At 32.2% G+C, this 14,587-nt stretch carries 13 protein-coding genes; 1 reads left to right on the forward strand and 12 read right to left on the reverse strand.

Annotated elements, in window-relative coordinates:
- Positions 1-67: 67 nt before the first annotated feature.
- The 12 genes from N524_RS0101780 to zapA all read right to left on the reverse strand — a co-directional run bounded on the left by N524_RS0101780 (position 68) and on the right by zapA (position 13,168).
- Positions 68-586: a YfcE family phosphodiesterase gene (locus N524_RS0101780; RefSeq protein WP_029055489.1), complete on the reverse strand. Its 519-nt coding sequence runs from the start codon at positions 584-586 to the stop codon at positions 68-70.
- Positions 579-1,166 carry an XTP/dITP diphosphatase gene (locus N524_RS0101785; RefSeq protein ID WP_029055490.1) on the reverse strand — a complete coding sequence of 196 codons (588 nt, stop codon included), beginning with the start codon at positions 1,164-1,166 and terminating at the stop codon, positions 579-581. The genes N524_RS0101780 and N524_RS0101785 overlap by 8 nt, the downstream gene beginning before the upstream one ends.
- 15 nt (positions 1,167-1,181) lie before the next feature.
- Positions 1,182-1,979, reverse strand: a complete 798-nt coding sequence (gene racE / locus N524_RS0101790) for a glutamate racemase (RefSeq protein ID WP_017637635.1) — start codon at positions 1,977-1,979, stop codon at positions 1,182-1,184.
- A gap of 173 nt (positions 1,980-2,152) precedes the next feature.
- Entirely contained in the window at positions 2,153-2,986 is an 834-nt protein-coding gene (sdhB, locus tag N524_RS0101795) for a succinate dehydrogenase iron-sulfur subunit (RefSeq protein ID WP_017637636.1), read from the reverse strand.
- Positions 2,986-4,752, reverse strand: coding sequence for a succinate dehydrogenase flavoprotein subunit (sdhA, locus tag N524_RS0101800; RefSeq protein WP_029055491.1), 1,767 nt, complete (start codon positions 4,750-4,752; stop codon positions 2,986-2,988). The genes sdhB and sdhA overlap by 1 nt, the downstream gene beginning before the upstream one ends.
- Positions 4,753-4,805: 53 nt before the next feature.
- Positions 4,806-5,420 (reverse strand): succinate dehydrogenase cytochrome b558 subunit, encoded by a 615-nt coding sequence (locus tag N524_RS0101805; protein ID WP_029055492.1) that lies wholly within the window; start codon positions 5,418-5,420, stop codon positions 4,806-4,808.
- A gap of 410 nt (positions 5,421-5,830) precedes the next feature.
- Positions 5,831-7,615: an excinuclease ABC subunit UvrC gene (gene uvrC / locus N524_RS0101810; RefSeq protein WP_029055493.1), complete on the reverse strand. Its 1,785-nt coding sequence runs from the start codon at positions 7,613-7,615 to the stop codon at positions 5,831-5,833.
- Between the two features lie 131 nt (positions 7,616-7,746).
- The gene (gene trxA, locus N524_RS0101815; RefSeq protein ID WP_017637640.1) at positions 7,747-8,061 is read right to left on the reverse strand and encodes a thioredoxin; all 315 of its coding nucleotides are present in this window, start codon (positions 8,059-8,061) and stop codon (positions 7,747-7,749) included.
- 172 nt (positions 8,062-8,233) lie between these two features.
- Entirely contained in the window at positions 8,234-10,582 is a 2,349-nt protein-coding gene (locus tag N524_RS0101820) for an endonuclease MutS2 (protein ID WP_029055494.1), read from the reverse strand.
- A 9-nt stretch (positions 10,583-10,591) separates the two neighbouring features.
- A complete protein-coding gene (polX, locus tag N524_RS0101825; RefSeq protein WP_029055495.1) occupies positions 10,592-12,304 on the reverse strand; it encodes a DNA polymerase/3'-5' exonuclease PolX in 1,713 nt (570 codons plus the stop codon).
- Between the two features lie 75 nt (positions 12,305-12,379).
- Positions 12,380-12,901 carry a CvpA family protein gene (locus tag N524_RS0101830; protein ID WP_017637643.1) on the reverse strand — a complete coding sequence of 174 codons (522 nt, stop codon included), beginning with the start codon at positions 12,899-12,901 and terminating at the stop codon, positions 12,380-12,382.
- Positions 12,902-13,168 carry a cell division protein ZapA gene (gene zapA, locus N524_RS0101835; RefSeq protein ID WP_017637644.1) on the reverse strand — a complete coding sequence of 89 codons (267 nt, stop codon included), beginning with the start codon at positions 13,166-13,168 and terminating at the stop codon, positions 12,902-12,904. It abuts the gene before it with no gap.
- 375 nt (positions 13,169-13,543) lie between these two features.
- Here zapA and rnhC point away from each other — a divergent pair, with 375 nt between their 5' ends.
- A complete protein-coding gene (gene rnhC, locus N524_RS0101840; RefSeq protein ID WP_029055496.1) occupies positions 13,544-14,482 on the forward strand; it encodes a ribonuclease HIII in 939 nt (312 codons plus the stop codon).
- Positions 14,483-14,587: the final 105 nt, after the last annotated feature.

Here is a 14,587-nt window from a genome sequence, read left to right on the forward strand (position 1 = left end):
AAAAAATAATAAGCTTTCTTGTCCGTTGAATATATAATTCAACTTTGAAGAAAGCTTATGCATATTTTTAAATATCATTTAGTTTAAATTCAATTGTATCTATCACTTTATGCTCTCTATTTCTAAAATTTAACGTTGCTTTGTTCTCATCATCTACAATAATTAATTCGGCATATGTTTCTTCAACAGCACTTCTTGATTGAGAAATACTACCTGGATTAATCACATGTACATCAGCTATATTTTCATATTTAGCAACATGTGTATGCCCGTAAAATGCTAGTTGAGCGTTTAATGTTTTAGCTTTTTCAGCTAATTTCATTCTCGTTTGATTTACTTGGTATAAGTGCCCATGTGTATAAAAGGCATTGATCCCATTATTTGAGATTGTATTTTCTTCAGGAAATTCTGGATAAAAATCACAATTCCCTTTCACTCTGTTGTAAAGGCTAAGTTCAGTATCATCATATTGAAATTCTGAATCACCTAAATGAAGAAAAACATCTGCATCATTATGTTTCTCGTAAATATCGTAAAGAATTCCCGATTCATTATGATTATCACTTACTACAATCCATTTACTCATTATTCTCACCTGCTAAAAATTGTTGTAATTGATTAATAGCATTTCCACGATGACTGATTTTCGCTTTTTCCTCATCTGTTAATTGTGCCATTGTTTTACCAAGTGACGGAACATAAAAAACAGGATCATAACCGAAGCCATTTTCTCCTATAGGTTCAGTTGTGATTTCTCCTGATACCGTTCCTTTAAATTGCTGAGTTTGTCCGTTTGGTGAACTCATACTAATAACGCATACAAATTGTGCAGCTCTTTCAGTCTCGTTATTCATATTATCAAGTAACTTTTTAATATTATCTTGGTCATTTTTATCTAAACCAGCATATCTTGCAGAATAAACAGCTGGTTCTCCATTAAGTGCTTGTACTTCAAGGCCACTATCATCTGCAATGACTTGCTTATTTAATGCTTTAGCTGCAGCTACTGATTTTAATTTAGCATTTTCTTCAAATGTTGTACCAGTTTCTTCTACATCAAAATCTTTAATCAATTCACTTATTCCTATGACATTTTTATTAGGAAATATAGCTTTAAAATCATTTATTTTACCTTGATTATTAGACGCAATAACGATATCTTCCATTATTTTTCCCTCCATTTATCCAACATTAACTCGTTCAACTTCAGCATCCATACCTAACCATTCTTGAATAATATTTTCAATATATGTCGTATCTCCTGTAGCAAAAAAGCGATGTGCTGGATGTTCTGTATAACTAGCATGTTCATTACTAAATGTTAATAATGCACTTACTTCTCGAGCTGTCTCTAGTCCAGAAGAAATAACAGTTTTCTTACCACCAAAATAATCATATATAGGTTGATATAATAATGGATAGTGTGTGCAACCTAATATAACAGTATCAGCATCACTATTTCTCCATTGTTTCAATGTTTGATGTATGACAATACTTGTAATTGTCGGATCGTTATATCTCATTTGTTCTACTAAAGGAGCAAAAGCTGGACAAGCAATACCATATACTTCTACATTAGGATTAATTTGTTTAATGTGTTTACGATAAGCTTCTGATTTAATTGTACCTTCTGTTCCTAATATTAAAACATTTTGATTTCTTGTTGTCATAATAGCTGTTCTAGCACCAGGTTCAATGACACCTACCACTGGAATCGGTAATATTTTCTGTAAATGTTCTAATGCAACGGCAGTCGCTGTATTACATGCGATGACTAGCATTTTAATATCAAATTCTACAAGTTTTTGTGCAATTTCAGTTGTAAATTGTTTAACTTCTTCACCTGGTCTTGGACCATATGGACATCTACCAATATCTCCTAAGTAATAAATCGTTTCATTAGGAAGTTGTCTCATAATTTCTTTAGCTACTGTTAAACCACCAACACCTGAATCTATAACGCCAATTGGTCTATTCATAGTCTTACATCCTTATTTCATAATTAAGTTTTATTTTATCATACGCGATTCAATGTGTTTATTATTTTGAATTGTTACAGTCGTTATCTATTCATGGCCAATACAAAGTAAATCATTAAATAAAAAAGCGATACCCCTTTTATTGGGTATCGCTAAATCTGTTACTTATATTATTAATCTACTTTATGGTCAGAACCAAAGAATGATTTGAACATATGGAATGAAGTTTCTCTATTCATTGCAGCAATTGATGTTGTTAAAGGAATACCTTTTGGACATGCATTCACACAGTTTTGAGAATTACCACATTGTTGTAGACCACCTGCGCTCATTAATGCATCTAAACGTTCATCTTTTGTCATTGCACCTGTTGGGTGTAAGTCGAATAAACGAACTTGTGAAATAGCTTGTGCGCCAACGAAGCTATTATTTTGTGTAACGTTTGGACAAACTTCTAAACAAACACCACAAGTCATACATTTAGATAATTCATAAGCTGTTTGACGTTTTTTCTCAGGCATACGTGGTCCTGGTCCTAAATCGTAAGTACCATCGATTGGAATCCAAGCTTTCATACGTTTCAAGTTGTCGAACATTCTTGAACGGTCAACTTGTAAGTCACGAATTACTGGGAAAGTACTCATTGGTTCTAAACGAATAGGTTGTTCTAATTGGTCAACAATTGCAGAACAAGATTGTCTTGCGCGTCCGTTGATAACCATTGAACAAGCACCACATACTTCTTCTAAACAGTTCATATCCCAAGTTACTGGAGTTGTTTTTTCACCATTAATATTAACTGGATTACGTCTAATTTCCATTAGACAAGCAATAACATTTAAATTTTCTTTATAAGGAATTTCAAATGTTTCTTCATATGGTTTAGATTCACTATCGTCTTGACGTTTGATAATTAATTTAACCGTTTTTTGTTTTGGTTGATCGTTTTGCTGTTGTTGTTGATTACTTTGAGTTTCTGGAGTGTCTTTTACTGATTGGTCAGCCATTATTTTTTACCTCCTTTAGACTTACTAGTGTAATCACGTTTACGTGGTGGGATTAAGCTAATATCAACTGGATCGTATTCAAATCTAGGTGCTTCTGTTCTACCTTGGTAATACGCCATAGTTGTTTTTAACCATTCATCATCATTACGATCAGGGAATTCTGGTTTGTAGTGTGCACCACGTGATTCATTACGGTTATAAGCCCCAATTGTAATTACTCGTGCTAGCACAAGCATATTCCATAATTGACGAGTGAAGAATACAGCTTGGTTACTCCAAGTTTGTGTATCTTCCATATCGATATCTTCATAACGTTTCATCAATTCTTGGATTTTCTTATCTGTTTCTAATAATTTATCATTTTCACGCACAACAGTTACATTTGCTGTCATAATTTCACCTAATTCACGATGAAGTTTATAAGCATTTTCTGAACCGCGCATGTTTAATAATTTATCAAAGCGTTCTTGTTCTTCTTTTACACGTGCTTCATAAATACTGTCATCTAAGTCAGTGTATGAAGTTTCAATATCATCAAGATATTTAATAGCATTAGGGCCAGCTACTGTACCACCATAGATGGCAGATAATAATGAGTTAGCGCCAAGTCTATTACCACCGTGTTGAGAGAAATCACATTCTCCTGCAGCAAATAAACCTTTAATGTTAGTCATTTGGTCATAATCAACATATAGACCACCCATTGAGTAGTGTACTGCTGGGAAAATTTTCATTGGTACTTTACGTGGATCATCACCAGTGAATTTTTCATAAATCTCAATAATACCACCAAGTTTAACGTCTAATTCATGTGGATCTTTATGAGATAAATCTAAGTAAACCATGTTTTCGCCGTTAATACCTAATTTTTGGTTAATACATACATCGAAAATTTCACGTGTCGCGATATCACGAGGTACTAAGTTACCATAGTCAGGATATTTTTCTTCTAAGAAATACCAAGGTTTACCATCTTTATATGTCCAGATACGTCCACCTTCACCACGTGCTGATTCACTCATCAGACGTAATTTATCGTCACCAGGAATAGCAGTTGGATGAATTTGGATGAATTCACCATTTGCGTATGCTGCACCTTGTTGATAAACGATAGATGCTGCAGAACCTGTATTAATCATTGAGTTAGTTGTTTTACCGAAGATGATACCAGGACCACCTGTTGCCATAATTACTGCGTCAGAACCGAATGATTGAATTTCAGAAGTTGTCATGTTTTGTGCAACAATACCTCTAGCAGCATTGTCGTCATCTTTAACTATACCTAAGAATTCCCAACCTTCGTATTTTGTTACTAATCCATCTACTTCAAATGAACGAACTTGTTCATCTAACGCATATAATAATTGTTGACCTGTTGTAGCTCCAGCAAATGCTGTTCTGTGATATAACGTACCACCGAAACGTCTGAAGTCTAATAGACCTTCATTAGTTCTACTAAACATAACACCCATACGGTCTAATAAGTGAATGATGTTAGGTGCAGCTTCAGCCATTGCTTTTACTGGTGGTTGGTTTGCTAGGAAGTCGCCACCATAAACAGTGTCATCAAAGTGAATCCAAGGTGAGTCACCTTCACCTTTTGTATTTACCGCACCGTTAATACCACCTTGGGCACAAACTGAGTGCGAACGTTTAACAGGTACTAATGAGAATAAATCTACATGTGCACCTTTTTCTGCTGCTTTAATTGTTGACATCAGACCGGCAAGTCCTCCACCGACAACAATAATTTTTTTCTCTGCCATAGAAATGTCACTCCCCTGAAATATAAAAACTAAGACTAGTTAATCTGTATTTGTTACATAAATGCGATAATAGCAGTTACGCCGATATAAGAGATAATTAAAAATACAATTAACGATACCCATGTGAAGACACGTTGTGATTTTTTTGATTGTAAAATACCCCATGTAACTAAGAATGACCATAATCCATTTGAAAAGTGGAATACTACTGCAATTACACAAATAATGTAGAAAATAGCCCACAATGGATTATGTAAAGTTTCGTGCATCATATTATAGTCAACTGCTTTACCGTAAAAAGCTTTTTGTAAGCGTGTTTGCCATAAGTGCATACCAATAAAGATGAATGCTAAAATACCACTTATTCTTTGGCAAAAGAACATCCAGTTTCTGAATAATGAGTAATGACCCACATTCTCTTTTGCTGTAAATGCAATGTGTAAACCAAATAAACCATGGTATAAAAGCGGAATATAAATAAATAGAAATTCAACTACCAATAAGAACGGTATTGATTCCATGAAACCTGAGGCTTTATTAAAAGCTTCCGCCCCTTGTGTTGCTTGATGATTGACCAATAAGTGAACAATTAAGAATGCACCGATTGGGATAATACCTAATAACGAATGGATTCGTCTTAAGTAGAATTCATTTTTTGATTGAGCCAAAAGGAGTCCCCCCTGTAAACATTTAATTAATTGACTAAAATTATAAAGTTGTATGTAAACTGCCGTAAAAAACCATATAAAATACTAGCTTCTTTTACTTCTTTATTTTGTACTCGTCTTAATTAAATCACTTTAAAGATACTTGGGAGCATCTTCCTGTTAAATTTAAAATCAAACAAGTATTTCATAAAAAAGAAAAGGGCTAGTCATGTTATAGATTTCATATAATGATGTCGTCATATGTGAGTATTCTATAGCAATTCATGTAACCCTACATGATTGATAACAATTCTCAATTAGAAAACGCTTCCAAACAACTTTAAAAAAATAGCCTTTTGTTAACTATATTGTAACATTATTTAAAGCACTTTTGGACATGAGAATAATTCTCATGTCCAAAATTTGTCAATTTATTTTGATTGAAGTGCGTGCTGTAAGTTTTTTGCAACATTTTCGGGTAGTCCAGATTTTTTTAATTCTTCTAAAGATGCTGCTTTCATCTTCTTAATTGATCCAAAAGTTCTTAATAATTTCGTTTTACGTTTACTTCCAATTCCATCTATATCATCAAGTACTGACTTAAGACCTGTTTTTTGTCTCGTTTGTCTGTGGAATGTAATAGCAAAACGATGGACTTCATCTTGAATGCGGTGTAATAAATAGAAAGCTTGGCTATTTTTCTTCAATGGCACTATTTCAGCACTCGCACCATATAATAATTCTGACGTTTGGTGTTTGTCATTCTTTTGTAGTGCTGCAACTGGAATATCCAAACCTAATTCATTTTCAAGTACGTCCATAACACCGTTCATATGCCCTTTACCACCATCAACAATGATTAAATCTGGTAATGGGGTACCTTCATTTAGAACTCGAGTGTATCGTCGACGGACTACTTCTCTCATTGATTTATAATCATCTGGCCCTTCAACCGTTTTAATTTTATATTTGCGGTAGCCCTTTTTATCTGGCTTACCATCTACAAAAGTTACCATGGCTGATACGGGATCCACACCTTGGATATTGGAGTTATCAAATGCCTCAATTCTAATAGGAGTTTGTATTCCCATTCTTTCACCGAGTTCCTCAATTGCTTTAACTGTTCTTGATTCGTCTCTAGCGATTAATTCAAATTTATTTGTTAATGACACTTCGGCATTATGGTTAGCTAAATCTATCATTTCTTTTTTTGCACCTCTTGAAGGTTGCACTATTTTAGTATCCACAACAGATTGAATAATTTCTTTATTTAAATTTTTAGGGACATGAACTTCTTTAGGTAGGATGTGTTGATTTAAACTGTAGAACTGACCTATAAATGTATAGAATTCTTCTTCTTCTGTTTGTTGAATCGGAATCATCGTTGTATCTCTTTTAATCATATTGCCTTGCCTAATGAAAAATACTTGGATACACATCCATCCTTTAGACACACTATATCCAAAAACATCACGAATCGTATTATCGGTAGACATAATTTTTTGCTTTTTAGTGAGATTATGAATGTGTTGAATTAAATCACGATATTCTTTAGCACGTTCAAAATCTAATGATTCACTAGCTTTCTCCATACGATCTTGTAAATTGTTTAATATCGTTTTATCTTCACCATTTAAAAAATCACTAATTTCTTTTGTCATTTGAGCATATTTATCTAAATCTACATCATAAACACACGGCCCCATACATTGACCAATATGATAATAAAGACATAATTTATCCGGCATTTTATCACATTTTCTAAATGGATATATCCGGTCTAATAATTTTTTTGTCTCTTGTGCGGAATAAGCGTTAGGATATGGACCGAAATATTTACCAGATCCTTTTTTAACTGTTCTGGTTACGATTAATCTAGGATGTTTTTCTTTAGTAATTTTAATGAATGGATAGCTTTTATCATCTTTCAGCAAAATATTGTAACGTGGTTGATATTGTTTAATTAAGTTTAATTCTAAAAGTAATGATTCTGTCTCGCTTGAGGTTACAATAAATTCAAAATTACGTATTTCACTCACTAAGCGCGTTGTTTTAGCATCATGTGCACCAGTAAAATATGAACGTAATCGATTACGTAATTTTTTAGCTTTACCAACATAAATTACTTGATCATTACGATCTTTCATTAAATAACAACCAGGTTCCAATGGTACGACATTTAACTTAGTTTTAATTTGTTCTTGATACGTTTCCATGTTTTTCCTCCTTTCTTGTTGGTTTTAATTACGATAAATTCTTTTATGAAAAAATATTAATATTAAATAGGAATAGACAAAACAAAGCTGGAGCATTCTTATGAAATGCCCCAGTCTTCATGTCTATATTCTTATAGGTGTTTATCTAATACTTCAGCTAAGTTTTCTTTAGGTTGGAAACCTACTACTTTATCAACTGGTTGTCCATCTTTGAATACAATTAAAGTTGGAATACTCATTACTTCGTATTTTGCTGCAGTTGATGGGTTTTCATCTACATCTAATTTTAAGATGTCTGCTTTACCATCATAGTCCCCTGCTAATTCTTCTAAAACTGGAGCGATCATTTTACATGGTCCACACCAAGTAGCCCAAAAATCTACTAATTTAACTCCAGATTCTATTTTACTATCGAAATCAGAATCAGTTACTTTTACGATTGCCATAATTGCCAATCCTCCTTAATTTTTAAATGATGAGCAAATTATAACAGAATTTATAAGGTAATGCATTGCAATCTGCTTGCTCTTTTTTTAAAGTGGCAAATTTCCTCAAGAAATCATTCAATTTTCCACTTACTTTAGGCTAATGCCTCAACAAAATATCTATTATGAAGATTTATTTTAAAGAAGCTACGGTAACACCAAATCCACCTTCACTTGGCATACCACCTCTAAATGTTTTAACACTTTTATGTCGTTTTAAATGTTGTTGTACACCTTTTTGTAATGCACCAGTGCCTTTACCATGAATAATATAAACCTGTTCGAAATTGCTTAATACTGCTTGATCTAAATACTGGTCTAATTCGATTAGTGCATCTTCATAGCGATAACCTCTTAAATCAAGTTCTGTTTTTACAGTTTGTCTATTCGCACGGGTAACCATTTTCGTTGGTTTCTCTTTTTTCTTTTTCATTTTTTCTAAATCTTCAATAGGTAGTTTCATTTTTAAAATACCCATTTGAACAACCGCTTCTTCATCGCCAACTAATTCAAGCACTTCACCTTTTTGTCCATAAGATAAGACTTTAACTTCATCGCCAGCTTGAATTTTATCATACTTTTGTTTTTGAACATGTTGTTTAATGGATTTCGCTTCATATTGATCATCTAATTGTTTTTTCTTATCAATAAGTTCATGTTCTTTAACGTCTGCACCTTTTTTATCTCTTAATTCTCTCAATTCTTTAAGAATCGCATCAGCTTCTTTAGTTGCAGATTTCACACGTTGATTCGCTTTTTCTTTCGCTTCATCCATTAATGATTTTTCATAATTTTGATACTGTTGATATTGTTTTTCTAGTTCGTCGTGTGTTGTTTGTGCTTCCTTGACTAGTCTATCTAATTCAATACGTTGTTCATCCACACGTTTTGAATTTTTCTCAAGTGATTCTATCATATTGTTTATTTCTTGTTCATCAGTACCAATCATTGTCTTAGCTCTATTAATAATATGAAGACTTAAGCCTAATTTCTTAGATATATCAAATGCATTAGAACGTCCAGGCACACCCATAAGTAATTTATATGTTGGACTTAATGATTCAACATCAAATTCAACACTCGCGTTCATCACGCCTTCACGGTTATAACTATAAGCTTTTAATTCTGGATAGTGAGTTGTCGCCATAACTAAAGCTCCTAGACTTCTTACATGATCTAGTATACTCATCGCAAGTGCTGCACCTTCACTAGGATCTGTTCCTGCACCTAATTCATCAAATAGAATTAAGCTATTTTTATCTGCATCTTTTAATATTTCAACAATATTTTTCATATGTGATGAAAATGTCGATAATGATTGTTCTATTGATTGTTCGTCACCTATATCACAATACACGTTTTCAAATACACTTAATTGGCTACCATCTAATGTAGGAATAAGCATCCCTGATTGTGCCATGACAATAATTAATCCTAATGTTTTTAATGTTACTGTTTTACCACCTGTATTCGGACCAGTAATAATGACTGTTTCGATGTCATCTATAAATTCAATCGTATTAGCTACAACTGTATTTTGATCTAATAATGGATGGTATGCATTGGGTAAATAAACGGTTCTCTCTTTATGAAATGTTGGTTTAGTTCCTTTGATAGAACGTGCATATCTCGCTTTTGCAATTAAAAAATCAAGGTGACCCATAATTGACTCTGCTGTTAACAAAGCATCCGCTTCAGCTGCTACTTGACCCGTTAACTCAGTTAAAATACGTTCACGTTCAACTGCTTCATCATTTCGCAATCGGCTAATTTGGTTATTCATTTCAACAACTGAAGATGGCTCAATATACAATGTTTGTCCAGAAGCTGATTGGTCATGAACGATACCATTAAAGTCCTGTCTATATTCTGCTTTCACAGGTATAACATTTCTATCATTTCTTACTGTCACAATGGCATCAGACAATTTTTTTTGATTAGCCTGACTTTTAACTACTCTATCTAAATTTTGTCTAATACGTTGGTTAGTACTTGATATCTTACTACGGATACTTTGTAACTCGTAACTTGCATGATCAAATAAATCATGTGTGTCACATTTTTCATTAATATCTTTAAAAAGGTCAGTTAGTATTGGTAGTTGTGCCATATTACTATCTAAAATTGGATATTTAACCTCTTCATCTTCTTCTAATAATTGATTATAGAATGTCTTAAATTGATTTTGAACTTGTATCAAACGTTTAATCGCAGTTAATTCAGTTACATTTAAGACGCCACCAATAGTTGAACGATGAATATATTGCGCTACTTTTGATAAACCACTCAAACTTGGAAGTCGATGTTTATTATATATTTGCGAAATTTCGTCAGTTTCATTGATTTGAAATTCAACTGTTTCAAAATCTGTTGCTGGAGACATTTCTGCTACCTTTTCTCTTCCTAAATCACTGATAGCTTCATTTGATACAAATGATTTTATTTTATCAAATTCTAAGACATCTAATGTTTTTTGTCTCATGCAATCCCTCTATTTCTTCATTTTTATGTTGTTATTAATAAACGATTTAAATGCCTCTCTAGACATTGTATTGATTACTCTATCTTTCGTAACAAATCCTTTTTGCGCTGTTGCAACACCATATTTCATAAATTCTAAATGATCAGTATGATGCGCATCTGTATTAATGGTTAATTTAACATTTGGATATTGTCGTACTGTTTGTGCATTTAAATCCAAACGCTTTGGATTCGCATTAATTTCTAAAATTGTATTTGTTTCTTCAGCAAGTTGAGCTAGTTTTTCAATATTTGGTTCGTATCCAGGACGACGGCCAATAATTCTACCAGTTGGATGAGCAATATGTCTTACGTATGGATTACGACACGCATTTTCTAAGCGTTTCATAATGTCTTCTTCAGATTGATTAAAACTTTGATGTATCGCTGCAATGACATAATCCAATTGTGCAAGAATCTCATCATCATAGTCTAATGAACCATCGGGTAATATGTCCATTTCAATACCTGAATAAATATCAATTTCATCATATTCTTCATTTAATTGTTTAATTTCTTCATTTTGACGTAACAAACGTTCCACTTGTAAACCATTTGCCACTCTTAAACTTTGTGAATGATCAGTAATAACCATAAATTCATATCCCTTAGCGATATTGGCTTCTATCATATCTCTAATTGAAAATGCCCCGTCACTATACGTGGTATGCATATGAAGATCACCGTTAATATCATCTAATTGGATAATTTGACTTAAATCTTTATCAAATTCGCTTCCATCTTCACGCATTGAAGGTTCAATCCAAGAAACTCCAAAATGTCCATAAATTTCCGCTTCGCTATTAAATTGCAATACTTCCCCATTATCTTTTTCAATACCATATTCACTAACTTTCTCATTTTGAGCTTTGGCTAATTGTCTAATGCGAATATTGTGATCTTTTGATCCAGTGAAATGTTGCAACGTGTGATAGAACGCAGCAGGTTCAATCAGTCTAAAATCTACGCCAATTGTTTCATCATCGTATTCTAGTTCTACTGATATTTTAGTTGAACCTATCGCTACATCTTTAACTTTATTAGGAATATTTAATAATTGTTGTTGTACTTTTTCTGGTTCATTCGTGCTAATAATAAAATCTAAATCTTTACTTTGTTCTTTATATCTTCTAAAACTTCCCGCTGAAGAGTATCGATCGATATCGTCTAATTGACTAATATAATCTATAATTTGGTGATTGAGTCCTCTCATTTGATCAATTGGATAACTTTCTTTTTTAGCACCTAATGCTTTAACTGCTTCAAGAATATTTTGTTCCGTCTTTTTAGCAAAACCACTTAATTCACTTACTTTACCTGATTCACATGCTTCTTGTAATGACGCTTTATCAGTAATATTAAGTTCTTTATATAATTTAGCGATTTTTTTACTACCTAACCCTTGTATCTTTAATAAAGGTACTAGTCCTTCAGGAACTTCTTTTTGTAAATCTTCTAATGCAGTTGAATGTCCAGATTGTCGATATTCATTAATGACATCACCGACTCCTTTTCCAATACCTTTTAATTCAGTTACATCCTCAATCTCATCTAGTGGTCGTTCATCTACTTCTAAACTTTGAGCTGCTTTTCTATACGCAGACACTTTAAAGGTATTTTCTCCTTTTAACTCCATATAAGTAGCTATTTTTTCTAATAATTGAATAACATCTTTTTTAGTCATATACATCTCTCCATAAAAATAAGACCAGGACATATTTCTATTTCAAATTGTCTGTCCTGACCTCAACATCATTTTTTATAAATTTAAAATTAATTGTGAAACATAAGGTGTGTGCAATAGAATATGCTTAGCTAATAATGAATGACCCAATGAATTTTGTATCATTACATTAGGATATAAAGCTAAAATATACATCATGATTTGAATAAATATAATACCCATTATTAAACTTAATATAATACCTAAGATACGGCTAATGATATTTAAAGGTTGATATGCAACTATATTATCAAATGTGACGATGATTAGATATAAAATCAACTTACTGCATAGCGCAATTAAAATAAAAGCAACTATAGATTCAAAACGATATTGTAAGTGATCAAAAGATATCGCATATTGGGTATCATATGCAACAGTCTTTGGAAAAGGTAAAAACACGATTAAACGTTTTGCGATGTCTCGATAAAATTGCATTGCAATCCATAACGACACTATTGAAGAAATAAAATGTAAACTTGTAAGCCACAATCCTCGTCGAAATCCAACGATTGCAAAATACAGTAAAATGATTAATATAACAATGTCTAATAACATCTAATCTTCTCGTTGTTTTAATTGATTAAGTTCTTGTTGTAATCGACGGTTTTCTTCCTCTAAGCTTACTTTTTCATGCATAATATTGACGGCTGTTAAAATAGCTTTCCTTGTTGTGTCTAGTCCAGCTGATTTTTGCCCTAATTCTCTCATTGTCTCATCTACTAAATGAGCAACATGTCGTATATGCTCTGGGCTATCATCACCAATTATTGTAAAGTGTTGGTCATTAATTGTTACATTTATTCTATTCTTAAAATCACCCATAATTATATCTCCTGACTTTTAATTAAATTATTCCGTATCTCTATTTAATTTAACCAAAATCATGTTTCTATATTATTTGTACATAATATTAATTTTTGGTTTTATTCTTTTTACTTATCATTAAACATTATACATGAGTCATAATTATTTTGTAAGTATGTGGTTTAATAAAGTCAATCTTTTTCTTTAGAAAATTACGCCTACCTTTTTAATTTTTAGTATTATATATTTTAGAAAAATCCATACTCAAAGACTTCAAATGTAATTTAAGTATCTAATCTCTTTTGATTTTCACTTATGATATAAAAGATAATGTTATGATATGATTTGATTAATGTACCATAATAGTATGAATAAAGAGAGGTTTAACAAAGTATGGCTAATATAGTCCATAAATTAACAACAAATGAAATCAATACTTTAATGTCTAAAATAAAATTTGATACTTTACAGTTGCCACAAGGTATGAAAGCTCGCACGAAACATAATGGTGCTGTTATCAATATATATAATTCTGGAAAAGTCATGTTCCAAGGTAATAATGCCGAAACCGTAGCGCAACAATTGCTACCTGAAAAACAAAGTAACACTACTAGTTTAAATACTTCCAAATCTTCTAAGACACAGGCATCTTATATTAAATACAATCAATATAATTGTATAGGTAGCGATGAAGCTGGCAGTGGTGATTATTTTGGCCCACTAACAGTATGTGCCGCATATGTTACAAAAGAGCATGTGAAAATTTTAAAAGAATTAGGTGTTGATGATTCTAAAAAATTAACCGACACTAAAATAGTAGAAATAGCAGAACAACTTGTTAACTTTATTCCCCATTCATTACTTACACTTGATAATGTTAAATATAATGATCGACAACGTGCTGGATGGTCACAAGTTAAAATGAAAGCTGTATTACACAATCAAGCTATTGCAAATGTTGTCCAAAAAATTGAAACTAATGATTTGAATTATATTGTCATTGACCAATTTGCAGAACGTGGCGTATATCAACGTTATGCTTTATCCGATTTGCCTTATCCGAAATTAACAAAGTTCGAAACAAAGGGCGAATCTAAATCTTTAGCAATAGCGGCTGCCAGTATTATCTCTCGATATGCCTTTGTAAAACATATGAATCATATATCTAAATCATTAAAAATGGAAGTTCCTAAAGGCGCAAGTAATAAAGTTGACTTATTCGCAGCAAAAATAATTGAAAAATACGGTATTGATAAATTGGACAGTATTTCTAAAAAACATTTCAAGAACAGAGACAAAGCTCAGGCTTTAGTTAAAAAGAAATATTTATAAATGCAAACTAATGCAAGTAAGTAGTATTTATATTGATTAGTAATTATATTAGACTGTCCGTAAAGTCCATGACTTTGTTGGCAATTTTTATACCCATGCTTTCCC

This window comes from Staphylococcus sp. URHA0057 (genome assembly GCF_000620265.1).
Classification (GTDB): domain Bacteria; phylum Bacillota; class Bacilli; order Staphylococcales; family Staphylococcaceae; genus Staphylococcus; species Staphylococcus pasteuri.

Bases quoted from the DNA above. Each gene is read 5' to 3' on its own strand.
- N524_RS0101780 (WP_029055489.1), bottom strand. From the start codon at position 586: ATGAGTAAATGGATTGTAGTAAGTGATAATCATAATGAATCGGGAATT.
- N524_RS0101785 (WP_029055490.1), bottom strand. From the start codon at position 1,166: ATGGAAGATATCGTTATTGCGTCTAATAATCAAGGTAAAATAAATGAT.
- racE (WP_017637635.1), bottom strand. From the start codon at position 1,979: ATGAATAGACCAATTGGCGTTATAGATTCAGGTGTTGGTGGTTTAACA.
- sdhB (WP_017637636.1), bottom strand. From the start codon at position 2,986: ATGGCTGACCAATCAGTAAAAGACACTCCAGAAACTCAAAGTAATCAA.
- sdhA (WP_029055491.1), bottom strand. From the start codon at position 4,752: ATGGCAGAGAAAAAAATTATTGTTGTCGGTGGAGGACTTGCCGGTCTG.
- uvrC (WP_029055493.1), bottom strand. From the start codon at position 7,615: ATGGAAACGTATCAAGAACAAATTAAAACTAAGTTAAATGTCGTACCA.
- trxA (WP_017637640.1), bottom strand. From the start codon at position 8,061: ATGGCAATCGTAAAAGTAACTGATTCTGATTTCGATAGTAAAATAGAA.
- N524_RS0101820 (WP_029055494.1), bottom strand. From the start codon at position 10,582: ATGAGACAAAAAACATTAGATGTCTTAGAATTTGATAAAATAAAATCA.
- polX (WP_029055495.1), bottom strand. From the start codon at position 12,304: ATGACTAAAAAAGATGTTATTCAATTATTAGAAAAAATAGCTACTTAT.
- N524_RS0101830 (WP_017637643.1), bottom strand. From the start codon at position 12,901: ATGTTATTAGACATTGTTATATTAATCATTTTACTGTATTTTGCAATC.
- zapA (WP_017637644.1), bottom strand. From the start codon at position 13,168: ATGGGTGATTTTAAGAATAGAATAAATGTAACAATTAATGACCAACAC.
- rnhC (WP_029055496.1), top strand. From the start codon at position 13,544: ATGGCTAATATAGTCCATAAATTAACAACAAATGAAATCAATACTTTA.